This window comes from Roseibium denhamense (genome assembly GCF_009711415.1).
Lineage (GTDB): Bacteria > Pseudomonadota > Alphaproteobacteria > Rhizobiales > Stappiaceae > Roseibium > Roseibium denhamense.
In genome coordinates, this window is sequence record NZ_SMLZ01000099.1 from 1 (window position 1) to 23626 (window position 23626).

Below are 23626 nucleotides of genomic sequence, written 5' to 3' on the forward strand. Positions count from 1 at the left end.
CAATGTTGCCTTCATCTTCAACGAGGATCTGCGCCGTGAACCGGACGATGACAGCTTGACCATCGTCAAGGGACAGTTCAGCAGCTATCCGAACTTCGTGTTCAAAGTTTCCTTTGATGCCCTTCCGGACTTTGTGGAGATGCTTACGGGGATCCGATCGCAAGCGGGCCTCGTTGAACTGGTCGCGACCTATGGTGTGCGCAGGACCGCTCCGGATTTCTGGCAGGTATTTGATAGGGTTCAGGTCGGTTTGACCGCGCAGGACCCGCTTCAGGCGGGCCTTCTGGACCTCAACCGCTATGACGATCCTAAAACAGAGTTCAGCTTTCAGCAGCTGTTCGACTTTGGCTTTCTGGAGAACCAGGAGCGCTGACTATTCTCAGGTGATCGCGTCGGCAGCGAGCTTTTGTGACATCCAATGACAGAAGAGCTTCGCATCGCCCGGCAACGCCTCGAGCGGGCCGGAGGTGACAAGATAATAGCTGTGCCGGCTTTTGAGTTGCCGGTTGGCTGAGCGCACTAGGCGGCCGCTTTCCAAATAAGGCGCGGCAAGCGTCTCGAGAACCAGGGCATGCCCATGCCCGTTCGCTGCAAGCTCCAGCGCTGACAGGGTCTGGTCCACCTGCAGGCCATTTCGCTTTGGTACGGGGTGGGAAAACATCCGGAAGTAGCTCTCCCAGGTATCGACAACGCCCATGATGTCAATACGTTCGGCCTCAGCAAGCTGCTGTATATCCGGAAGAGCCGGATCCAGCGAAAGCTCCGGATGACAGACCGGAATGACCGGATCGTTCACAAGAAACGCCACACTCCCGTCAGTCCAGGTGCCGTCACCGAACCGGATATCGATGTCAAACAGTTCCGGGTTCAAGGTTTCAGCCCAGGATGCGGAGATCATCTGCAGTTCGATATCCGGATAAATCTGGCGGAAGTCCGACAGTCTTGGGATCATCCAGAGCTGGCCGAAACTGTTCAGGCAGCGGAACCGGACGGGCTTGCGCCCCCGCTCTCCAAACACCGAAACCGTCGCAATGGAAAGGTCCGAGAACGCCTTTTCGACAGACGGCAGGTAGGTCTGGCCCAACCGGGTCAAAGCGAGCTCACGGTGGACCCTGTCGAACAGCGGATAGCCCAAATGCTGTTCGAGCTGGCGGACCTGGTAACTGACCGCAGCAGGCGTAATCAGCAGCTCCTCGGCCGCCCGTGTGAAATTGCCCAGACGGGCGGACGCCTCGAACGCTCTCAGCCATGGCAGTGGCGGCAGATTGAAAGCCATTCAGAACCTTGTCCAGGCTTGCCCCGGCTCCAGATTACTTAAGTGTTACCAGTCCACTCCTACAAAATTTTTCGATGTAAGGCCAAATCATTTTTCGTTTTTGGTTTTTCAAGAACACCACGAAAATCACAGCGAACTCAGGTCGCGGACGCACTCCATGGACTACATCGATTACATCATCATCGGTGCCGGCTCAGCCGGCTGCATTCTGGCCGAACGGCTGAGCGCGGACCCGGCCTCAACCGTCTTGCTGCTGGAAGCGGGCGGTCCGGACAATTCGCCTTGGGTGAATGTCCCGATCGGCTATGGCAAGTTGAACACTGACCCCAAATGCACATGGCAGTTTCAGACGGACCCTGATGCCGGGTTGGCCGGACGCCAAATCACTTGGCCCCGCGGCCGGCTGATCGGTGGCTCCGGCTCCATCAATGCGATGGTGTATTGCCGGGGACTACCGGCCGATTTCGATGACTGGGAGCTGGCTGGCGCGTCCGGCTGGGGCTGGTCACAGGTCAAGTCTGTCTATGAACGTCTGGAAACCCGGGTCAGCCCCATCGGTACGAAAACAGGGTCCGGGGCAATTCACGTTCAGAATGTCACGGATCAGATCCACCGGATCAACCGGCATTTCTTCTCGGCAATCCAAGAACTGGACTTTCCCTGGACTGACGATTTCAACGGCGATCAGCCGGAAGGCGGCGGCATCTATCAGATCAACACCCAGGCCGGACAGCGCTGTTCTTCTGCGCGCGCTTTTCTGCGCCCGGCCCTTTCCCGGAAGAACCTTATCGTGCGCACCAATACGCAAGTCCGGCGTATCCTGTTCCAGGGCGAAGTTGCCACCGGCATTGAACTTGAAAGCGGCGAGCAGGTAAGCGCCCGGCGTGAGATCATCCTGTCGGCCGGCGCCATCGGCTCACCGCAGCTACTCCAGGTATCGGGGCTCGGCCCGGGCCGCCTGCTTCAGCAACTCGGCATTCCGGTGGTCTTCAACAACGACAATGTCGGCGGGAACTTGCAGGATCATTTGACCGCGAGCTTTACGTTCAAGGCCAAGGAGCCGACTTTGAATGCGGTGCTGCGGCCATTGCTTGGCCAGGCCCTCGCGGCGGCCCGCTATGCCTTGACCCGGCGCGGGCCATTGGCTTTGTCGGTCAACCAGTGCGGCGGGTTCCTGCGATCCAGAGCAGATCTTTCGCAGCCGGATCAACAGCTCTATTTCAACCCGATCAGCTACAAGGTGGCGGCCAATCAAGGCAAGCGGCAGGTCACGATTGATCCGTTCAACGGCTTCATTATCTGCGCTCAGCCCACCAGACCAACCAGCCGGGGCAGGATCGAGATCAAGAGCGCTTCCAGCTCGGTGGCACCGCGTATTCAACCGAACTCGCTGTCGACCGAAGAGGATTGCCAGACCGTGATTTCCGGTGGCCGCCTGTGCCAGCAGATCATGCGCACCCGCGCCTTGACCGACCTCGTCGACACGCGCATATCTCCGGACCTGTTCAGCCTCGATGATCAGGGAATTCTGGCCGACTTCAGGGAGCGTGCCAGCACGGTTTATCACCCTGTTTCAACCTGCCGCATGGGCGCAAGTGCGGACAAAAGCGTCGTCGACAGCCGATTGAAAGTTCATGGGATAGACCGGCTGCGGGTGATCGATGCATCTGCGTTTCCAAACATCACATCAGGCAATACAAATGCCCCCACCATGATGCTGGCGCTGAAAGGCGCGGACATCATCCTCGAAGATCAAAAGAGAGCGTATCAATGAGTGTTCAGGATCTGGCCCAAGACTATCTGGCGACCGGGAAACTCGGCACCCTGCCCGACGGCCACTTCATCAATGGCAAGCTCACGGCCGCATCGAACGGCAAGATGGAAAGCTTCGACCCTGGCCGGGCGGAAGCCTTTGCCGAATTCTCGCTTGCAAGCGCGGAAGAGATGGACGCGGCCATCGGCGCGGCGGAAAAGGCAGCGGCGCACTGGCGCCGCGTAGCCCCGGGCGAGCGGTGCCGCATTCTGAATGAGGTCGCCCGTGTGTTCCGCGCCAATGCCGACCGGCTTGCGGTCATGGAAGTCATCGACAGCGGCAAGACCCTTGCGGAAGCGACGGGCGACGTGAACTCATCCGCGCGCTTGTTCGAATATTATGCCGGTGCCGCCGACAAACTGGATGGCCGCTCGGTCAATCTCGGACCCGATTACACCGCCTTCACCGTGCGCGAACCGGTCGGAGTAACGGGGCATATCATTCCCTGGAACTATCCTACATCGACTTTCGCGCGCGGTGTCGCACCTGCTCTGGCCGCCGGATGCTCCGTTGTTGCAAAACCTGCCGAAACCACGCCCTTCACGGCGCTGTTGATGGCCGAGCTTCTCTCCGAGGCAGGCGTACCGGACGGTCTGGTGAATGTCGTCACGGGGCTTGGCCGGGATGTCGGTGCTCAATTGGCCCGTGACCCGCGGATCAAGCAGCTGACCTTTACCGGTTCGGTCGCAACCGGCGTCAACGTGGCGCAAATGGCAGCCCCGAATATCACCCGGCTGACCCTTGAGCTTGGCGGGAAATCACCCTTGATCGCCTTCGAAGACGCCGATCCGGAAAAAGTGGCAGACGGGGCTTACTGGGCCATCTTTTCGAATTCCGGGCAGATTTGTTCCGCCGGGTCACGGCTGATCCTTCACAAATCCATCCGCGGCGATGTTCTGGATATCTTGGCTGAGCGCGCGTCCAAGATTAAGCCCGGCCATGGCCTACGCTCGCCTGACATGGGGGCGATCAATTCCGACCTCCACCTGTCGCGCATCAAGGCACATGTCGATGCCGCAAAGTCACGGGGTGTCAGCATCCTGACCGGAGGCGACGTAACGACCGATTGTGAAACCGGCAAGGGCTGGTTCTTCCAGCCGACCGTGATTGCCGATCTCCAGCCTAATGATCCAGCCGTTCAAGAAGAAATCTTCGGCCCGGTTTTGTCGGTCCAGAACTTTGAGACCGAAGACGAGGCGATTGCGCTGGCCAATGGCACGGAATTTGGCCTTATCGCCTCAGTCTACACACGCGATGTCGGCCGGTCGATGCGGGTTGCCGCCGCGATGGATTGCGGACAGGTGTCCATCAACGATTATTGGGCCGGTGGCCTGGAGTTGCCCTTCGGCGGGAACAAGAAATCCGGGTACGGCCGCGAGAAAGGCTGGGAAGGCCTCGACGCCTACACCAAGGTCAAATCCATCACTGTGTCGAACGCCAGTTAGGAGCCGGTCCCTTGAAACTTCAGGACATTGAGACGTTCGTGGTCGGCAATCCGCCGCCGCGTCATGGCGGCCAGTATTTCATTTTCGTCAAGCTGGTCACGGCCTGCGGGATAACGGGTTACGGCGAGATCTATAACGCCACGTTCGGCCCGCACCTTGTTGCCGGCATGGCACGGGATGTGTTCGAACGGCAATTCGCCGGCGAAGACCCGCATCACATCGAAAGGCTTTGGCACAAGACCTATGGCGCCGGCTACACCCAGCGCCCCGATGTGACTGTCATGGGAGTGTTGTCCGGACTGGAGATGGCTTGTTGGGACATCATCGGCAAGGCCGCTGGAAAACCGGCCTATGAGCTCCTCGGCGGCAAGGTGCATGAGCGGCTGCGGTCCTACACGTATCTCTACCCGGCGGACGGCGATGTTTACCCGGACCCGGACCAACCCAACGTCTACAACGATCCGCATATGGCAGCCGAAGTGGCCGTCCAGGCGGTCGCCAAGGGATTTACCGCGGTCAAATTCGATCCGGCCGGGGCCTACACCATTTATGACGGCCACCAGCCAAGCCTGGACGATCTGGATCGGTCCGAAGCCTTTTGCAGGGTCATCCGGGAAGCGGTCGGGACCAAAGCGGACCTTTTGTTCGGAACCCATGGGCAATTTACCGTTTCCGGTGCAAAGCGCCTCGCGCGGCGGCTTGAGGCCTATGATCCGCTGTGGTTCGAAGAACCCATGCCGCCGGAAATGCCGGAACAAATGGCGGAAGTTGCCCGCTATACTTCCATACCCGTTGCAACCGGCGAGCGCCTTTGCACGAAGTATGAGTTTTCGCGTGTTCTGGAAACCCGCGCTGCGAGTATCTTACAAATGAACCTTGGCCGGGTCGGCGGCCTGTTGGAAGCCAAGAAGATTGCTGCCATGGCCGAGTGCGCGTCAGCGCAGATTGCGCCCCATCTTTATTGTGGCCCCTTGGTTGCCTTAGCGAATATTCAGATCGCTACGTGCAGCCCCAACTTTCTGATCCTGGAGTCCATTCGAACGTTTGACGGCTTTTTTGCTGATCTATTGAACACGCCGATCCGATGGCAGGACGGTTACGTTGTCCCATCCGATGAACCCGGCCTTGGTCACGAGTTGAACGAAGATGTGGCACGGGCGCATCCCTATGAAGGTACCGAATTGCATCTCGGTTTGCAGGAGAGACCAGCGGCTCCGCTATAAGTCAGACGCGGACGTGGATTAAACACACACTGGATCAGTGTTTGTGCAAATGAGCCGACATCGTTGCCGACTGATCCAGTTCATCATGTTTGCGTTGAATTTCTTCCGGCCACTTCGATTTGATGAACGACAGGACAGCAATGATCTCCTGATCCGCAAGTATTCCGCCGAAAGAAGGCATCGCGGACGGTTGAACATCCTTCAAACCCGCAGCCTGAACCAGCCCCATTTTAACGGCTTTGAACAAGACCGCGGAGGAATGATGCCAGGTGTGGCCGCTGCCATCATGGGGCGGCGCTGGCATCGTGCCGTTCGCATTGGATATATCCCAATTCGGTTGACCTTCGAGATTGTCGCCGTGACAAGAGGCGCAATGGTCCATGTACAGCTGCTGCCCGTTATAAACGGTTTGCAGATCCTTCGGCTGAAGAACAACAGTGTTTGGTTCGGTCAAACCACCAACCGAGTTGCCGACCTGAAACACATACCAAACCCCAACCGCAATGACTGCGGGTACCAGAGCATATGCAAGGGCCGTTTCAGTTTTAGGTCCCATGTTCCAATTTGCGTGCAGCTGCTGTTTCAGGGCGGGCCGGACTTGCCCGCATAAGCATTGTGACGCGGACAAAAAGATTTTTAAATCCTGCTAAATTTATCAAATTGCCTTTGACTTAAATTCAAGGCGGCGACGATGCAGGACCGGCTCGGTGTACCCGTTCGGTTGCTTCGTTCCTTCCAGAACGAGTTCAAGGGCAGCTTGAAAAGCGACAGACCCATCAAAATCGGCTGCCATCGGGCGGTAGAGCGGGTCCCCGGCGTTCTGTTCGTCAACGACCTTGGCCATCTTCTTCATGGTCTCGACCACTTGATCCTCGGAGCAAACACCGTGGCGCAGCCAGTTGGCGATGTGCTGCGAGGAAATCCGCAAGGTGGCGCGGTCTTCCATCAGGCCGACATTGTTGATGTCCGGCACCTTGGAACAGCCGACACCCTGCTCGACCCAGCGGACCACGTAGCCGAGAATGCCTTGCGCGTTGTTGTCGAGCTCGGCCTGAATGTCCTCCGGCGCCCAGTTGGGCCGCTCGGCCACCGGGATCGACAGGATGTCTTCCAGCTTTGCCGCCTCACGGGTTTTCAGCTCGGCCTGAAGGTCTGAAACCGAGACCTTGTGATAGTGCAGCGCATGGAGCGTTGCCGCGGTCGGCGACGGCACCCAGGCGGTGTTTGCCCCGGACATCGGATGGCCGATCTTCTGCTCCAGCATGGCATTCATCAGGTCCGGCATGGCCCACATGCCCTTGCCGATCTGTGCATGGCCGGGCAGGCCGCAGGCCAGACCCACATCGACATTGTTGTTTTCATAAGCGCCGATCCAGGCCGCCGCCTTCATGTCGCCCTTGCGGATCATCGGTCCCGCTTCCATGGACGTGTGCATCTCGTCGCCCGTGCGGTCCAGGAAGCCCGTGTTGATGAAGAACACACGGTCCTTGGCCTGGCGGATGCACTCCTTCAGGTTCACCGTGGTGCGGCGCTCCTCGTCCATGATGCCCATCTTGAGTGTGTTGCGCGCCATGCCCAGCGCGTCTTCAACGCGGTTGAAGATCTCGCAGGCAAACGCGACCTCTTCCGGGCCATGCATCTTCGGCTTGACGATGTAGACCGAGCCGGCGCGGCTGTTGGTGTTGCCGCCTTTCGGGCCCACGTCGTGCAGGCCGATCAGCGCCGTGATCATGCCGTCGAGCAGCCCTTCCGGCACCTCGTTGCCATCCTTGTCGAGGGCGGCATCGATGGTCATCAGGTGGCCGACATTGCGCACCAGAAGCAGGGACCGGCCATGCAGGGACAGGGCGGTGCCATCGGGTGCGGTGTACTGGCGATCACCGTTCATCCGGCGGGTGACGGTCTCGCCGCCCTTCTGGAAGGTCTCCTCCAGATCGCCTTTCAAAAGGCCCAACCAGTTCGTGTAGACGACCACCTTGTCTTCGGCATCGACGGCTGCCACGGAATCCTCGCAGTCCATGATCGTGGACATGGCCGATTCCAGAACGACATCCGATATGTGCGCCTTGTCGGTCTTTCCGATCGGGTGCTGGCTGTCGACATTGATCTCAAGGTGCAGGCCATTCTTGACCAGAAGCACCTTGTAGGGCGCCGCGACATCCCCGGAATATCCGGCAAACTGGGACGGATCCTGCAACCCCGTTGCTCCAGCTTCCGTTGCAACCGACAGGGCCCCGTTTTCAACCGAAAGACCGGTGATACCGGCCCAGCTGCCCGCAGCCAGGGGTGCTGCTTCATCGAGAACCTTGCGGGCGTAGGCGATCACCTCGTCGCCGCGCGCCTCGTCATAGCCGCCAGCCTGCGGCTTGGAGCCCATGGCGTCGGTGCCATAGAGCGCATCGTAAAGCGATCCCCACCGCGCGTTGGCAGCGTTCAGGGCATAACGCGCATTCATCACCGGCACGACCAATTGGGGTCCTGCGACCGACCCGATCTCCGGATCGACATTGGCGGTTCCGACCGTGAAGTCCTCACCTTCAGGCACCAGGTACCCAATCTCTTTCAAAAAGGCTTTGTAGGCCGCCATGTCCGGCGTTCCCGGATTGGCTTTGTGCCATGCGTCCAGCTTTTCCTGCAGATCGTCGCGTTTTTGAAGCAGCGCACGGTTCTTGGGCGCCAGATCATGCACCAGTGCGGAGAAACTCTTCCAAAAATGGTCCTGGTCGACGCCGGTTCCCGGCAGAGCCTTCTCGTTCACAAACTCAAAAAGACTTTTGGCAACTTTCAAGCCGTGGACGTCAAAACGATCTGTCATTCAAAAACTCCGCAATTCAATAAGCCGCATACCGGGTCATTTGGACTTGTTGTGAGCACATTGGAGCCTCGCGTCAATTGGGCTTCAACCCGGATCACTTTTTCCAAAGCGGAAACAATTATTTCAATTACCACCGTCATTCCTGCCCTATAACCCGGGAACCGGCCTTTCGCACGAGCTGCAATTGGAGTAGCCGTCGACGTCAACCCTCCATCTAACCCGAGGCATTCATGGGAACGCTTTTCAAGCATATTGGCGGTCTGGCCTATGGCAACGCCATCTTGATGCTGGGCCTGACCACATTGTTTTGGGGCGGCAACACTGTTGCAGGACGCCTGGCAGTGGGCGAAGTGTCGCCAATGGTCGTGGTGTTTCTGCGCTGGATGATCGTTGCGGCCATCATGCTTCCCCTGATGTGGCTCCGGATCAGGTCCGAATGGCCGATGATGCGCCCATCCCTTACGCGGATGATCTTGATGGCTGCGCTCGGTTTCGTTGCCTTCAACACCCTGTTTTACATCGCGGCGCAATCGACGACAGCCGTAAATCTCGGAATCATCCAGGGATCCATGCCGATTTTGGTCCTGATCGGGTCTGTTCTTGCCTTTGGAACTAAGGTCCGGCTGCTCCAGATCGCCGGCATATTGCTCACGCTGGCGGGCGTTACCCTGATCGCCGCCCAAGGCAGCCTTGAAGTTCTCCTCGCGCTTGCCGTCAATCCCGGCGACGGGGTAATGCTCATCGCCTGTGTGCTTTACTCCGGTTACACGCTCGCCCTGCGCAATCGGCCCCAGGTGTCGGGGCTCGTGTTCTTCGCAGTCCTTGCAGGGATATCCGCGATTGCGTCGGTGCCCGGCCTCTTATGGGAAATGGCGAGCCAGACCGCCCAATGGCCGACACCCAAGGGCTGGCTTGTTGTCCTATACATCTCGCTGTTTCCGTCCTGTCTCAGCCAGATATTCTTCATGCGCGGCGTCGAACTGATTGGCCCAGCGCGTGCCGGCGTGTTCATCAATCTCGTGCCGATTTTTGCCGCCATTCTGGCGGTTAGCATCCTCAGTGAGCCCTTTAAGTGGCACCACGGAACAGCTCTTGTCCTCGTTCTTGGCGGTATCTGGTTGTCGGAACGCAAAAGCACGGCTCGTTAACGGCTGCAACATAGGCTGCCATATAAGTTTCCGACGGCCGTTCGGAAAAGATCAATGCTGATTTGAATTTGCCGCAATCGCCCGGCTAAAGTGATTGTCATGGAAACACCCCTGATTACAGGAGCTTTTGCTCTCCTGCTGCTCACGATTGCCTTGCTCCAGCCGTTGGCGCGGCGGCTCGGCCTTGCGCCGAGCGTTTTGCTTGCAATGGTCGGGACGATGATCGGCATTGGCGCCACATATTTACTGTACACCCCTGCGACCAACGCCTTCAACACGATTGCGAATGTCTTCGTTTATCCTCCGCTCAATTCGGAGATGATCCTCTACATTTTCCTGCCGCTGCTTCTGTTTCAAACCAGCCTGACACTGGATGTCCGCCGGATCTTTGAAGATCTCGGCCCTATTCTCTTGATGGCGGTGGTCGCGGTGTTCGCAGCAACGGCCTTCATCGGCTTCGCGCTCTACCCCTTGTCCGGAATGCCGCTGGTGGTATGCCTGCTCCTAGGGGCCATTGTCGCCACGACAGACCCAGTCGCCGTTGTCGCCATCTTCCGGGACATTGGAGCACCTGCACGCCTTGGACGCATCGTTGAGGGGGAAAGCCTCCTGAACGATGCAGCCGCCATCGTTCTGTTTGTCATTTTGTTGGGTATTGCGACCGGCCAGCAGTCACTAGATGCCGGCGAAGCGGCGATGGCTTTCGGACGGTCCTTTATCGGAGGCGTAATTGTCGGCACGGTGCTCGCCCGGATTGCCGTCTCCATATTGCCGCTTATGCGCGATTTGCCCCTGGCGCAGGTGACACTCAGCCTTGCCCTGCCCTATGGAATCTATGTGGTCAGCGATCAGTTTGCCGACGTGTCTGCGGTTGTTGCTGTTGTGTGCGCCGGGATCGTCTTCAACTTTTACGGCCCCTCCCGCATTCAGCCGAAAGGCTGGGAGTTTCTGCACACGGTCTGGGACCAGCTCTCCTTCCTGGCCGCCTCTTTGATTTTCCTATTGTCGGCCATTCTTATTCCAAGGCTTGTTGAGGGGTTTGCCCCCATCGACATCGTGCTTTTGTTCGTCGTTATCGTGGCTGCCCTGGCCTCCCGTGCCCTTGTGATCTACGGGCTATTGCCGGTCTTAAGCAGGGTCCGCCTCGGGCAGGCGGTCAGCACCAACTTCAAGACGGTCATGCTTTGGGGCGGCATGCGCGGTGCCGTGACCCTGACCCTTGCGCTCAGCGTTTCCGAACATGCCCTGCTGTCGGATGATGTGTCCGCGTTCATCACAAAACTGGCGACTGGTTTTGTACTCTTCACGCTCCTGGTTTACGGGACCAGCCTGAAGCCGCTGATCAAGCTTCTTGGTCTCGACAAGCTGAACCCTTTGGATGAAGCCCTGCGCAGCCAGTATCAGGCACTCGCCTTGTCTGATGTGCGTCAGGAAGTGGGCGATGCGGCGTCCGCCTATCACATTGCGCCCCGCGTCACGTCAGCAGTTCTGAAGGACTATGAGGAACGGGCGTCCGTTGCCGCATCGGAAACGAACATGCTTGAGAAGCTAACGGACAAGGACCGGGTCAGGATCGGCCTGATCGCCTTGGCGGACCGGGAACAACAGCTGGTTCTGGAGCACTTCCACGACAAGACAATATCTGGACCGGCGGTCTCCAAATTCCTCACGATCACTGGACGCATGGGCGACCTGACCCGCAGCGACGGCCGCTCTGGATACAACAAGGCAACACGCCGGCCGCTGCGGTTCGGCCAGGCCTTCCGCGTGGCTCAGGCTCTGCAGCGCCGGTTGCGCATTTCCCGTCCGCTTGCGATCCGGCTTGCCGACCGGTTCGAGTTTCTCCTCGTTTACCGGATCCTCGCCGACGAGCTTATCGACTTCAATTCCCACCGCATCCGGCCGCTCCTGGGGGACAGGATCGGAGACATCCTGCACGAAACGCTTGCAAGCCGCCAGGCCGACACCATGCAGGCCATCGACGCGCTGCGGCTGCAATATCCCGATTATGCCGACGCTCTGGAAAACCAGTTCTTGCGCAAGGCGGGCGTGCGGCTGGAAGAAAATGCTTATGACGTGGCGAAGAGCCAGATGCTGATCGGAACAGAGCTGCATCAGGACCTATTGCGCGAGGTCGAGACAACCCGGCGGGTCTGCCACCAGAGGCCGAAGCTGGATCTTGGCATGAAGACCAAGGAACTGGTGACGGCGCATCCGCTCTTTGCCGGTCTTCCAAAGAAACAGCAAAAAGCGATCATGAAGGTCATGCGCCCGCAATTCGCAGTGCCAGGTGAAAAGCTGATCCGGAAGGGGGATCGCGGCGACGCGGCCTATTTCATCGCCTCGGGTGCTGTTGAGGTCCGCACGGCAACACACAATGTCCTTCTGGGCCGGGGTGATGTCTTTGGCGAGATCGCCCTGATGACCGGCGGACGGCGAAGTGCGGATGTGTTTGCGCTGGGTTACTGCCAGCTCGTACGGTTGAGGGCGCAGGACTTCAAGAAACTGCTCGCCGATTCAACGGATCTTCAGGACCATGTGGCGATGCTCGCTCAAAAGCGTCAGCTCATGAACTCCGATGACGAGATGGCCGAAATCGAAGATCCGGTTGTGCCATTGTTCGCAAATGACCCGGTCGACTCCGTCGAAAGCACACATGACACCTCTGAGGCCGGCAAAAACGAGAGTGCCGATGCTCCGAATAGGAAAGATAGTGCGGAAGCCGCAGCAGAACCGGATGAACCTGTAACGCCAGAAGAGGTACCTGACAGGAAAGAAGCGGTTCCTGCCGCATCACAAGATCAAGTGGCGGATGCGGAGAAAAGCACCCTGACCGCTCCGGTAGAAGAAGCTTCACATCAACCGTCTACGGAAGAAGCTGTCCCCTCCGTACAACCCGAAGACCACCCGGACAAAGCAGCGGAAACCGTCACCGGCACACCAGCAGCCGAACCGGATGACACACAAGCTTATAAACCGGCAGCACGTGAGGAAACGTCCAAGCCAAAACCGGGGGACGGAAAGACCCAAAAGAAAGAAACCGCTTCGGCCTGAAGCGGTTTCAGTCAGTGTCAGCCAGCTTTTTGAATCTCGACCGAATGCGGGTATGGGATTGAAATCCCGCCTGCATCGAAGGATTGCTTGACTGTCTTCAGCATGTGGAATTTCAGTTCCCAGTAGTCTTCTGCCCTACACCACACACGCACCCCGAGATCTACCGAGCTGTCGCCAAGATTGGTTACGCGCACCCACGGCTCCGGATCTTTTTCGATACGCTCATCCGCCGCAGCCACGTCCAGGATGATCTGGATGGCCTTGTCCGCATCATCCCCATAGTCGATACCGAATGTCAGATCGAGACGGCGTTTTTCATGCGCGGAGTAGTTTGTGATAACTGCTCCCCAGGCCTGACCGTTGGGCATGATGATTTGCACATTGTCTGGTGTGACCAGTTCGGTCACGAAGATGTTCAAATCCTTGACGGTGCCCGAAGTTCCACCAATCTCGACAAATTGACCGATCTTGTAGGGGCGGAAGATAACCAGCATCACTCCTGCGGCGATATCGCTGAGCGTTCCCTGCAAGGCCAGACCAATGGCCAGGGTCCCCGCACCCAGGACGGCAACAAGGCTGGTCGCCTGAATGCCGAAGAGCTGCAGCACCGCGATCAGCGTCACCAACAGGATCAGCCAGCGGACCATCGAGGAAGCAAATCCGCCGATGGTGTCGTCAATCCGGGGATGGCTAACGATGCGCCTCTTGACCATGCTGGACACGAAACCGGCGACCAGCCAGCCAATGACGAGAACGATCACTGCCTTGATCGCATTGATAAGCAGTGGCGTGTACATGCTGACCTGTTCAGCTGCAGCTTCCATGTTTCCCTCCGTTCAAAACGGCCCCGCGCCGTTAACCCCGTCCCGGTGTCTTAACAGGGGCAGACGCAGGGCGCAAAAGGGATGTCTACCGCTCAACGAGACTTTGGGGATTGTCGGCGGCCCACTCTTCCAGAAACGCCACCATCTCTTCGTTTCCGCAGCCCGTAATGAAGTCCGGATAGATGACGCTGCCAGCCTTAAGCAACAGCCGCGCACAGGAAATGTGATCCCGTTCCTCCCGGTCCAGCCGGTGTTCTGATCCATGCAGCACCGTGTCGAGCGCATCCCCTCCAAAGGCATTCTTCCAGGTGAGGTCCGGTCCCAGGGTCAGGAGATAGGCAACCGTTTCCGGAAGACCGGCCCACCCTGCCGCATGCAAGGGGGGAAGGCCCATTTCATCGGCCTGGTTCGGATCCAGCCCGGCAGCCACGAGTGCTTTGAGATGGTCCAAACGGCCTTCTTGAAAAACGATCCGGGTCAATAACCGGCGGTCTTCTTCATGGAGCCGCCCCACGTCCAACCCACTCGCGCCGGGTTGACCGGAGGCGCAGCTCGCAAGCAGCTGCTCCACTTGGCTCAACGGCGTTGCAGCGCCATGCTTTTCAAGAACCTCTGCAATGTCCCGGTTCCCGAAGATCCGGGCAGTGGCGTAAGGGGTGTGTCCATTCCACACACACAACGGATCCGCACCGTGCTTCAGCAAAAGCTCAGCCTGTTCCGCCGAACACCACCGGCGGGCGGCCTGATGCAATGCGGGTATGGTGTCGATTGGCTGGCCGCTTGGATGATCGCGGACGGCCTCATTCGGATCTGCGCCCGCTTCAAGCAGAAGCCGCACCATCTCGGTGTTCCGGAAATCCAGGGCGCGCGGCAAGGCATTGGTGCCCGAAGGGCGTGCCCCATGCGCCAAAAGCAATTCCAGCGCGCGCGTGTTTCCAAGCTCGGTGCTGTGATAGAGGCTTTCATTGTCGTTCGGATCGGCCCCTTGTTCCAGCAGCCACTTGCCGAGTTCATGGTTGCTGGCGTGGCACAAGGCCCCATAGAGCGCCGACAGTTTGTGGCCTCCGCCTGGTTCCGCAGGATATCCCTCATTGACGCCGGCGCCGTTGCGGACGAGCCTTTCGGCGATTTCGATCATGTCAGCTGCCTTGTGCGGACTGCGATGGATCTCTTTTGAGAACGCTAGATGGAGCAAAGGCGTGCGAATACCGATGGTGTTTGTTGCGGCCGCCGGGGTCTGGTCCAGTGCGCGCCTGACCGACGCAGCATCATATAGGGCGATCTGTAGCCCGAGATTGTCGTCCTTCAGGTCGGGTTCAGCGTCCAGAAGCTTCTCTGTTACCCAGTGCTGCCCGTGATACAGCGCCATCTTGAGCCGTTCGGCGCGCTCTTCCCGGCTCATGGCCGAGCGCTCCAGCGCAAACTTGAGCTTGGGCCAACTGTCATGGCCGATTTCGCGGGCAACGACATGCAGAAAGTCGGCATGTTTCAAAGGCCGGTCTTCGGCGATCACAGAGCGGACGCGCGCAACGGCATCGGGCTCCCCGGCAGAGAATGCCTTCTTGAGCCGTTTGGCAGATTTTTTGTAACTGGAAAGGGTTTGACCATCGGACATGGCTTTTCTCCTGGTTCAAAAGCCCGGGTGATCCGCTGGTATCGGGCGCAGGTGAAAAACCGCATATAGGAAGGTGTCAGGGTGCTTTCGCTGTCCGCGGATCCGGTTGCCGCCCTCATCGGCACCGGCAGTGGTAGCGGACGGGCGGCCTGTTGGCAAGGCCGCCCACCTTGTGTCAGCTCTTTACCGGCCCAAGATCGCACGGGGCCTTGCTGTCGTCAGGGACGAAGAAATCCGGGGCCAGCGCTAGGCTCGGGTCCACCCGGTATTGATCGAAATCGGTCACGCCGCGGCTTGCCAGGAACGTGTCGTCGATGACGAACTGACCGGTGAACTCCTTGGCCGGCGTGGTGAAGATCTCATAGGCCGCATCCGCAAGAATGTCCGGCGTCCGGCTCTGCTGCATCATCTTGTCGCCACCGATAATGTTCTTGATCGCAGCTGTCGCGATTGTCGTGCGTGGCCACAATGCATTGACGGCAATTCCCTTCGACTTGAGTTCGCCGGCAAGGCCGAGAACGACAAGGCTCATTCCATATTTGGCGATGGAATAGGGCGTGAAGGGCGCAAACCACTTTTCCTGCATGTCGAGCGGGGGCGACAGGGTCAGGATATGCGGGTTATCGGATTTTTTCAGATGCTCAATGGCATGCTTCGAGCAGGCCAGAGTTCCGCGTGTGTTGATCTGATGCATGAGGTCAAACCGCTTCATGTCGGTCTGCTGCAACGGTGTGAGCTGGATCGCGCTTGCGTTATTGACCAGAATATCAAGGCCGCCGAACTCGGCCGCGGTCTTGTCGATTGCTGCCTTGACGGCTTCATCGTCGCGCACATCCAGCACGATCGGCAATGCCTTGCCGCCGGCCGCCTCGATCTCTTCGGCGGCTGAGAAAATCGTGCCTTCCAGTTTCGGGTGCGGTTCAGCGGTCTTGGCTGCGACCGCGACATTCGCCCCATCGCGGGCTGCGCGCAGAGCAATCGCCTTTCCAATGCCGCGTGAAGCGCCGGTGATGAATAGTGTTTTTCCCTTCAGGGACATGTGGAACTCCTCCATTGAATGCGCTTGTGCATCGCGTTGGCGGCCGCAGCCACCCGCCGGTCTGCCGGGCTCACGCCCTTTTTTTCATCATGAATGCTTGAAACGCCTGAACGGTTTCCGGCGCGGTCAGCCGCTCGGCAAAGATCTTGGCTTCTTCCTCAACGCGCTCCGCAAGCACGCTTGTTTCGCCGCGCAGCAGCTTTCTGGAAAGGGCAAGCGCCTGCGGCGGTTTGGAGGCAATCTCCCGGGCGCATGCCAATGCCGCCGCGTCGACATCGCCGTCGACAACCTCATTCACAAGTCCTGCCTGCTGCGCTTTTTCCGCGGAAAAGGCATTTCCAAGCACGAGCAATTCGAACGCACGGGCATACCCCATGATCTGAGGACCGAGCAGGCTGGACCCGGCTTCGGGAACAAGACCAAGGTCCACGAATGGAGATTTGATAACGGTGCGCGGGCTTGCGAAAACCATGTCGCAATGCATCAGCAGCGTCGCGCCGACACCAACGGCAACGCCGTCCAGCGATGCGACCAAAGGCTTTTCATTGCCGACCAGCGCGCGCAAGAACCTCACCACAGGTGTCTTGCCCATTTCAACCTTGCCCGCATAGGCCAGAAAATCGCCGATGTCATTGCCAGCGGTAAAGGCCTCCGGCTGGCCGCAAATCACCTGGCACCGGACATTGTCATCCGTGTTGCCAGTTTCCAGTGCCTCGGCGAGAGCGGTATACATTTCGCCCGTGAGCGCATTCTTTTTCTCCGGCCGGTCCAGACGCAAAGTCCGGACGCCGTCCTGAAGGGACTGCGTAATCATGTCAGGATATTCCTTTCGGTCTGAAACCTGTTCAGGAGGCCAGTTCTTCCGGATCGAAGGCGAGAATGCTTTCGGAGGATCCGGTGATGTCTTCTTTCAAGCTCGCCGTGTCGCACAAGATGGTCATCGCAAAACTGCGTGCCATGATGGTCCGCTGTGTTCGTCTTGCCCGGTCTTCCATGCCGGACCGGAGCGCCCCTTTGGCCAGCAGAACGCCGCCATATGCAAGACCGGCAAGCCGCAGGTACGGCGTAGCCCCGGCAAGAGCATCGTCAACACGCCCGTCAGCCTGAGCTTCCAGCATCCAGAGCGTTGCTGCCTCAAGATCATCCAGGGCACCCGCAAGCCGCTGCGCGGTATCGCCAAACTCGGGACGGTTTGACTGACCAACCTCACGGACGATGTCCCGCAGCTCAGCCAGGAAGCCCTTAATGTGCTCCCCGCCGGACAATGGCAGTTTGCGCAGGACCAGATCAATCGACTGAATGCCGTTGGTTCCCTCGTAGATTGGAGCAATCCGGGCATCACGCAGATGCTGGGCAACGCCCGTTTCCTCTACATAACCCATGCCGCCATGGATCTGCACACCGATGGAGGCCACTTCTACGCCAAAGTCGGTCGACAGCGCCTTTGCGATCGGGGTCAAAAGCCCGGCCCGCTCAGACCAGTGCTTCTTTTGGCCGGGATCCGTTGCGGTATTGGCCATGTCGATGGCATGGGCACAGGAGTAACAAATTGCGCGGGCAACCTGTGTGCGTGTGCGCATCCCAAGCAAAGATCTCTTGATGTCCGGATGGTGCGCGATAGCAATCATGCCCTCACCCTTTTGGCCCGTCACCCGGCCCTGCTTGCGGTCAAGCGCATAAGCATGGGCATCCTGGCACGCCCTTTCGGCCACGCCGAGACCCTGAAGGCCGACCGCAAGCCGGGCATTGTTCATCATGGTGAACATGCAGGCCAATCCGCGGTTTTCTTCGCCGATAAGGTACCCAACAGCGCCGCCCTCATCGCCATACACCATGGTGCAGGTCGGGGAACCGTGGATGCCCATCTTGTGCTCCACGCCGGCACAGCGGACATCGTTGCGCGCGCCCAGGGAGCCGTCCTCATTCACCAGGAATTTTGGAACAAGAAACAGGGAAATACCACGCGTTCCGGCCGGAGCATCCGGCAGGCGGGCGAGCACGAGATGCACGATGTTGTCTGTAAGATCATGCTCGCCATAGGTGATGTAAATCTTCTGGCCGGAAATCCGGTAGGTCCCGTCGTCCTGACGCTCCGCCTTCGCCTTCAGCGCATTCAGATCCGAGCCAGCCTGCGGCTCGGTCAGGTTCATGGTGCCCATCCATTCCCCAGACACCAGTTTTTCCAGGAAGATGGCCTTCAGTTCCTCGGTCGCATGCTTTTCAATCGCTTCAACGGCACCGATTGTAAGTGTCGGCCCGATGGCAAATGCCATGGAGCCTGAGTTCCACATCTCCATTGCGGCGCAGGCGAGCATTTGAGGCAGTCCCTGACCACCGGCTTCGGCGCTCGCACTTAGTCCGTTCCAGCCACCTTCGATCCAAGCGTGGTAAAGGTCGCGCCAGCCGGGAGGTGTGGTCACAACGCCATCGTTCAAAGGCGTTCCGTGCTTGTCGGCCACACTGTTCAGCGGCGCGATTTCTTCCGTCGCGAAGCGGCCTGCTTCATTCAAGATGGCGTCCACAAGGTCATCGCCGAGATCCTCATAGCTTCCGCTATTTTGCAAATCCGGCAGCCCACACACTTGCTTCAACGTGAAAGAAATCTCATCCACAGGGGCGCGATACATGTTTTTCCTCCCAGAACGGTCCAGCCGCGCCGTGGCGGCGGTTTGTCTTTTTGGTTCACCCGCGCGCTCGGTAGTCAGCGCCCGGCAGGCAAACGTTATTTGTCTAGGACAGTAGTCGAGGTGACGTAAACGTCAACCCGTATCGCAACGGCACCATGTGCTTTTTCATGTGAGAGGGGCACTTTTACGCCTTTTTGCCTAAGAGGCCTCGGCTTGAGCAGGTCTTTGCCGCGCGCCGTTAAGCCGCCCCGGACGACAGGACACCGGGTCGGAGACGGCTGTTATCCCCAAGACCAACGCAGATGCCTTCAAGCTGAACCAGCGGTGTTTTGTTAAGCAAATGTTGCAAACTCACCGGCTTTTTCACGAGCGCGTGCAAACTTATCAACACCACAACAAGACGGGATTACTGTAATCACCTCGCATTCCGCAACGGGAATCACGTAGATTAACAATCAGAATTGAGATGCAGCGGACCTCCCCTCGGGCATTGCGGTGCCCGCACCTCCCAGTAGGCCGGCACCACGGTGCCGGCTCTTTTTTATGGGCGGCGATGGCCTGAGGCGGCCATCACCAAATCCTCAATAGTTGAGATAAGAAGTGCCAAGGTTGTCACGGTACTTGTCGACCCATGCCGTATTGATTTTGGCAATCGTTCCATCGGCCTCCAACTCCGCAAAACAGCGATTGAAATCCTCAGCATGTGCGGGATTGCGGAACGCCATGGTGTATGGGCTGGAGTCAAATACCGCCTAGAACGTCACGGGCTGGTTCGGGTCGAAACGCAGATCGGTTTGCCCCTGAAGCTGCCGGTTGTATTCGGCAAACAACATGCCATCGCCGATAATCGCATCCACGCGGCCACCAAACAGCGACCGGCTCTGGGTAATCTGATCGGTCACTTCCCGGTAGTCAGCAAACGATCCTGTATGATCTGCCAGTCCTGGGATGATGGCTTCGGCTCCTTTGAAGCCAATCACTTTCTTGCCCGCCAGATCTTCCAGCCCTTCATAGGCCGCACCGCTGTCGCTCAAGAAGGAAACGCCGTTTTGATAGTGGATGTAGACTTCCGAGGCTGTGCCATCGACCGGCATGCCGACTGGAACCGTCGACACCGCATCGCCCTTACCGGATTTGAAAGACTCCCAGTGGCGGGTAAACGGTTGAATTTCAAAGGTCGCGGAATGACCGCACTTTTCCAGCGTCGCCGTAATAATCTCCGCTTCGCGCCCATCTCCGCCTTCTAGGAACATTGGCGGCAGATTTCCGGCCAGAATCGTGATTTCGTCCGCAGCGGCAGGTGCGATCATCATGGGCATCAACAGTGCACAGGCGGCGGATTTTAGAAGTTTCATGTTTGTCTTCTCCTAGGGTCAAACCTGCGGAGAATTGAACTAGTAGAACTTAAAACAAGCGTTACTTTGCGTTCGCAATATCTCTGAAAACCGGAATTATTATCGATGTTTGGCGTCCATGGCGCCTTGTCCTGTCAAACCTGTCATTATCCCCAACCGGCAAAGACGGGACGATGATCGGGAACCCTGGCCCCGCAAAATTCATTTGCGTCCATAGCAAGGTGAGAAAAGCGTAGACCGCGGGACCCCGGCCAGTGCCTCCAGCAGCCTGTGACCGGGCCGAACACACAATGGCACCTGAAACCCGCCCCTTGGCGGACATTTCAGCCCACCCTTGTGATTGACACGCTGATGAACTCCCGGTCAGATGTGCGGGCTTTGAATAACCATAAATTGCGGAACAGCATCCCGTGTCGACCCTTTTGCTCCACCATACCTCCTATCTCGATCACCTGACGCCTGTCGGCCATCCAGAGCGCCCCGACCGGATCAGGGCGATTGACCGGATACTGGAGCACGAGAAGTTCCAGCCATTGGAAAGGGATCTTGCCCCCATCGGTGCTTTGGAAGACATCGCCCGGGCGCACCCGATGTCATATATCGACGGTCTGCACAGGCTGGCGCCGGACGAGGGAACTGCGCGGGTCGATGCCGATACGACGATGTCGCCCGGAACCTGGGAGGCCGCGTTGCGCGGCGTGGGGGGCGCCTGCCGGGCCGTTGATGAGGTCCTCACGAAGAAGGTCAGCAATGCTTTTTCAGCATCCCGCCCACCGGGGCATCACGCGGAAAAAGCCCGCGCCATGGGGTTTTGTTTCTTCAACAATGTGGCCGTCGCTGCCCGTTACGCACAAGCCAAGCATGGCATCAACCGTGTCGCGATCATTGATTTCGATGTGCACCACGGCAATGGGACCCAGGACATTTTCTGGGACGACCCGACTGTTATGTATTGCTCGACCCACCAGATGCCGCTTTATCCGGGCTCGGGCGCAGCTTCCGAAACCGGTGAAGCCAATACGATCGTCAATGCTCCGTTGCCACCAGGCGAAGATGGCACCGGATTTAAGGAAGCGTTTGATACGGTGCTGCTCCCGCGTCTGGACGGATTTGCCCCGCAACTGGTCATTATCTCTGCCGGCTTCGACGCACATGCGCGCGATCCACTTGGCGGGCTTAATCTGACGGAAGGCGACTTCGCCTGGGCAACACGGGTGCTCATGGATGTGGCGGACAAACATGCTGAAGGCCATCTCATCTCCGTATTGGAAGGCGGATATGACCTGGAAGGCCTCGCGCGCTCGGTCGCTGCCCACATGATGACCCTCATGACGGGCTGAGACTGACTCGTTGCACAATGAATTCGCCGGGGATGTTTTTCTCCAAAGGTGTCTTGCCTCTTGACCTTCGCAGTCCGGGCCGCGAGTCTCCCGCCCAATCACATTTTTCGGGAACCCTTGATCATGACTGATGCCACCAACGAGCTTGCCGCACTCTCGTTTGAAGATGCTCTGAAGCAGTTGGAAACAATTGTTCGTGAGCTGGAGCAAGGAAATGTGCCGCTGGAACGCAGTATCGAGATGTATGAGCGCGGAGATGCCTTGCGCAAACACTGCGACACACTCTTAAAGTCTGCGGAAGCCAAAGTTGAGAAAATCCAGCTCGGCCAATCCGGCGAGGCCAAAGGCACCGGCCCTCTCGATCCGCAGTAATTCCGGCCCGCTCTACGGGCACCTCTGCGGCATTTCATACTTCAAGCCATTACAACCAATAGATTTCTTTGGGCCGGGGCTGCCAGGCACCGATTTCAGATCTATCCGGGCGCTTATCCGTCAGCCTTGCGCCTGGGCACGCCTGCCTCTACGCCGATGTACTGTGTGCAGACGGCAGCTGGAAGCGGGCCGTCGGTCTTCCAGACCACTAAGGTACACCGGCAGATTTTGCGATCAATTTACCGCAACGCGAAAAAGTAACCGATTAAGCATCTCAAGCTTTCACCTTTTTCCAATATTGATAATTTTGCGGTGTTCGGATATGAATTTTAAAATACTCATAAAAATCTACGCATCTTATAGTAGTGGCAACAATGCACTTTCTACAAGATCAAGAAGAGGTCGAACTACTTCTACGAGTAATTCAGCTTGCGATCCAACCTAACGGCTGGAAAGACCTTCTGAAGAATATTGACGACACCTGCGGCTGCCGTACGTACCTCAACGCTTTCACCCCTGACGGACGACCGGCTGATCTTTATGGCGGCCAGGAAAGCGGACGCGAACTCGCCGCCATATTGGGTAGCATCGAGACCGAAGGCGGACTGTCCGCACATCAGTTTCTTTTGCAGGAAGCCTCTCTCAAATATCCCTACTGCAAATCGAACTTGCAGGCCCGCTTCGGCACCAAAACGTCTTCCGGATTGCCGGTTCAAGCATTCAGGGAAGACAAGCTCATCTCCTCGTTCCGGCCGATTGTTCCTTTGGCCAAACTGAATGAGGCACCCGGTTTCTTGTCTATAATCCGCAAGTCCGGTGACCTCGAGCTTTTGTTCGCATGCCTCATTGTGGACGACAAGGAAGCGGACCGGGACGTTGCCGCGACCGGCCGCATTTTCGCGCGCATTCAAAGGATTGTCGAAGCCGGATTGGCCATTGATGATGCGCTTGGTGAAGAGAAAATAGTCTCCTTCAAACAACGATTGCTGATGGAGGCACCAAGTGCTGCAACTGTCATCGTCAACCGCGACCTCAACGTTATTGCCGCCACCGCAACAGCTGCCGAGGCCCTGGAAAAAACAAGAGCCGCACGGATCCTGAACGGCTCCTTGAAAAGCCGGAACAAGGAACTGGATGCCAACCTTGCAAAAGCCCTTCAGGACAGCTCTGCGGATAATGCGGAGACGCTCGGGAGCCGGTCTCACCAAACTGCCGGCAGCGACACAATCGAGATGTTCATCAAGAACGCAGAGACGATGCTTTGCCGGATTGTCATACATCCGGTCCGTGAGCTGCCTGGGACAATAGACGACGGCCCTTGGCTTGTTGTTGGAACGTACCTGCTGGCAGACGTCCCAATAGATGTTCAAAATGTCTTGCAAAGCCAGTTCGGGCTGTCGCAGACCGAAGCAAATCTGGCAAGGCTTCTAACCGTCTCCGCATCCATGACACAAACCGTCGAGACGCTTGGAATAACGCGTAATACCGGGAAAACTCATCTACGCCGGATCTTTGAAAAAACCGGAACCAAAACGCAACTTGAACTTGCAATTCTTATGCGCCAGCTGGCGGGCCTCTATTGAGGCGGCAAGCGCAGCCGTTTGATCCAATAACTCAAAATATTCAATGAGATATATAAAAACACATAAAAATGGGGGCCGTGTCGCCACGGCCCCAAGT

At 58.0% G+C, this 23626-nt stretch carries 18 protein-coding genes; 9 read left to right on the plus strand and 9 right to left on the minus strand.

Annotated features, from left to right (window positions below):
* On the plus strand, positions 1–373 hold a 373-nt coding region (locus E1180_RS06460), incomplete at its 5' end, for a fatty acid cis/trans isomerase (protein ID WP_196220549.1).
* 6 nt (positions 374–379) lie between these two features.
* On the opposite strand, the gene E1180_RS06465 is transcribed toward E1180_RS06460, so the two are convergent.
* Positions 380–1276 carry a LysR family transcriptional regulator gene (locus tag E1180_RS06465; RefSeq protein WP_155190358.1) on the minus strand — a complete coding sequence of 299 codons (897 nt, stop codon included), beginning with the start codon at positions 1274–1276 and terminating at the stop codon, positions 380–382.
* Between the two features lie 157 nt (positions 1277–1433).
* Between E1180_RS06465 and E1180_RS06470 the strand changes: the two genes are divergently transcribed.
* From E1180_RS06470 to E1180_RS06480, 3 genes are read left to right on the plus strand one after another with little or no spacing between them, the layout of a single operon-like run.
* A complete protein-coding gene (locus E1180_RS06470; protein WP_155190359.1) occupies positions 1434–3050 on the plus strand; it encodes a GMC family oxidoreductase in 1617 nt (538 codons plus the stop codon).
* Positions 3047–4534 carry an aldehyde dehydrogenase family protein gene (locus E1180_RS06475; protein ID WP_155190360.1) on the plus strand — a complete coding sequence of 496 codons (1488 nt, stop codon included), beginning with the start codon at positions 3047–3049 and terminating at the stop codon, positions 4532–4534. Before E1180_RS06470 ends, E1180_RS06475 begins: the two co-directional genes overlap by 4 nt.
* An 11-nt stretch (positions 4535–4545) precedes the next feature.
* Complete coding sequence (locus E1180_RS06480; protein WP_155190361.1) at positions 4546–5757, plus strand: mandelate racemase/muconate lactonizing enzyme family protein; 1212 nt, start codon at positions 4546–4548, stop codon at positions 5755–5757.
* Positions 5758–5791: 34 nt separating this feature from the next.
* Here the strand turns inward: E1180_RS06480 and E1180_RS06485 are convergent, their stop codons facing one another.
* Entirely contained in the window at positions 5792–6313 is a 522-nt protein-coding gene (locus tag E1180_RS06485) for a c-type cytochrome (RefSeq protein ID WP_155190362.1), read from the minus strand.
* Positions 6314–6412: 99 nt separating this feature from the next.
* Positions 6413–8572, minus strand: a complete 2160-nt coding sequence (locus tag E1180_RS06490) for a malate synthase G (RefSeq protein WP_155190363.1) — start codon at positions 8570–8572, stop codon at positions 6413–6415.
* 230 nt (positions 8573–8802) lie between these two features.
* Here E1180_RS06490 and E1180_RS06495 point away from each other — a divergent pair, with 230 nt between their 5' ends.
* Both E1180_RS06495 and E1180_RS06500 read left to right on the plus strand, forming a co-directional pair.
* On the plus strand, positions 8803–9720 hold the full coding sequence (locus E1180_RS06495; RefSeq protein WP_155190364.1) for a DMT family transporter: 918 nt from the start codon (positions 8803–8805) through the stop codon (positions 9718–9720).
* 99 nt (positions 9721–9819) lie between these two features.
* Entirely contained in the window at positions 9820–12774 is a 2955-nt protein-coding gene (locus tag E1180_RS06500; protein ID WP_155190365.1) for a cation:proton antiporter domain-containing protein, read from the plus strand.
* Between the two features lie 17 nt (positions 12775–12791).
* Here the strand turns inward: E1180_RS06500 and E1180_RS06505 are convergent, their stop codons facing one another.
* From E1180_RS06505 to E1180_RS06530, 6 genes are all read right to left on the minus strand, one after another.
* The gene (locus E1180_RS06505) at positions 12792–13598 is read right to left on the minus strand and encodes a mechanosensitive ion channel family protein (protein ID WP_155190366.1); all 807 of its coding nucleotides are present in this window, start codon (positions 13596–13598) and stop codon (positions 12792–12794) included.
* 85 nt (positions 13599–13683) lie between these two features.
* Positions 13684–15213: an ankyrin repeat domain-containing protein gene (locus E1180_RS06510; RefSeq protein WP_155190367.1), complete on the minus strand. Its 1530-nt coding sequence runs from the start codon at positions 15211–15213 to the stop codon at positions 13684–13686.
* Between the two features lie 175 nt (positions 15214–15388).
* A complete protein-coding gene (locus tag E1180_RS06515; protein ID WP_155190368.1) occupies positions 15389–16252 on the minus strand; it encodes an SDR family oxidoreductase in 864 nt (287 codons plus the stop codon).
* 70 nt (positions 16253–16322) lie between these two features.
* Positions 16323–17066, minus strand: coding sequence for a crotonase/enoyl-CoA hydratase family protein (locus E1180_RS06520; protein WP_155190369.1), 744 nt, complete (start codon positions 17064–17066; stop codon positions 16323–16325).
* Between the two features lie 31 nt (positions 17067–17097).
* Positions 17098–18879, minus strand: coding sequence for an acyl-CoA dehydrogenase family protein (locus tag E1180_RS06525; RefSeq protein ID WP_155190370.1), 1782 nt, complete (start codon positions 18877–18879; stop codon positions 17098–17100).
* Positions 18880–19631: 752 nt separating this feature from the next.
* Entirely contained in the window at positions 19632–20234 is a 603-nt protein-coding gene (locus E1180_RS06530; RefSeq protein WP_208996971.1) for a type 2 periplasmic-binding domain-containing protein, read from the minus strand.
* Positions 20235–20644: 410 nt separating this feature from the next.
* Between E1180_RS06530 and E1180_RS06535 the strand changes: the two genes are divergently transcribed.
* From E1180_RS06535 to E1180_RS06545, 3 genes are all read left to right on the plus strand, one after another.
* On the plus strand, positions 20645–21574 hold the full coding sequence (locus E1180_RS06535) for a histone deacetylase family protein (RefSeq protein ID WP_283404528.1): 930 nt from the start codon (positions 20645–20647) through the stop codon (positions 21572–21574).
* A 123-nt stretch (positions 21575–21697) separates the two neighbouring features.
* Positions 21698–21946 (plus strand): exodeoxyribonuclease VII small subunit, encoded by a 249-nt coding sequence (locus E1180_RS06540; RefSeq protein ID WP_155190371.1) that lies wholly within the window; start codon positions 21698–21700, stop codon positions 21944–21946.
* Positions 21947–22320: 374 nt separating this feature from the next.
* Positions 22321–23529 (plus strand): helix-turn-helix transcriptional regulator, encoded by a 1209-nt coding sequence (locus tag E1180_RS06545; RefSeq protein ID WP_155190372.1) that lies wholly within the window; start codon positions 22321–22323, stop codon positions 23527–23529.
* Positions 23530–23626: the final 97 nt, after the last annotated feature.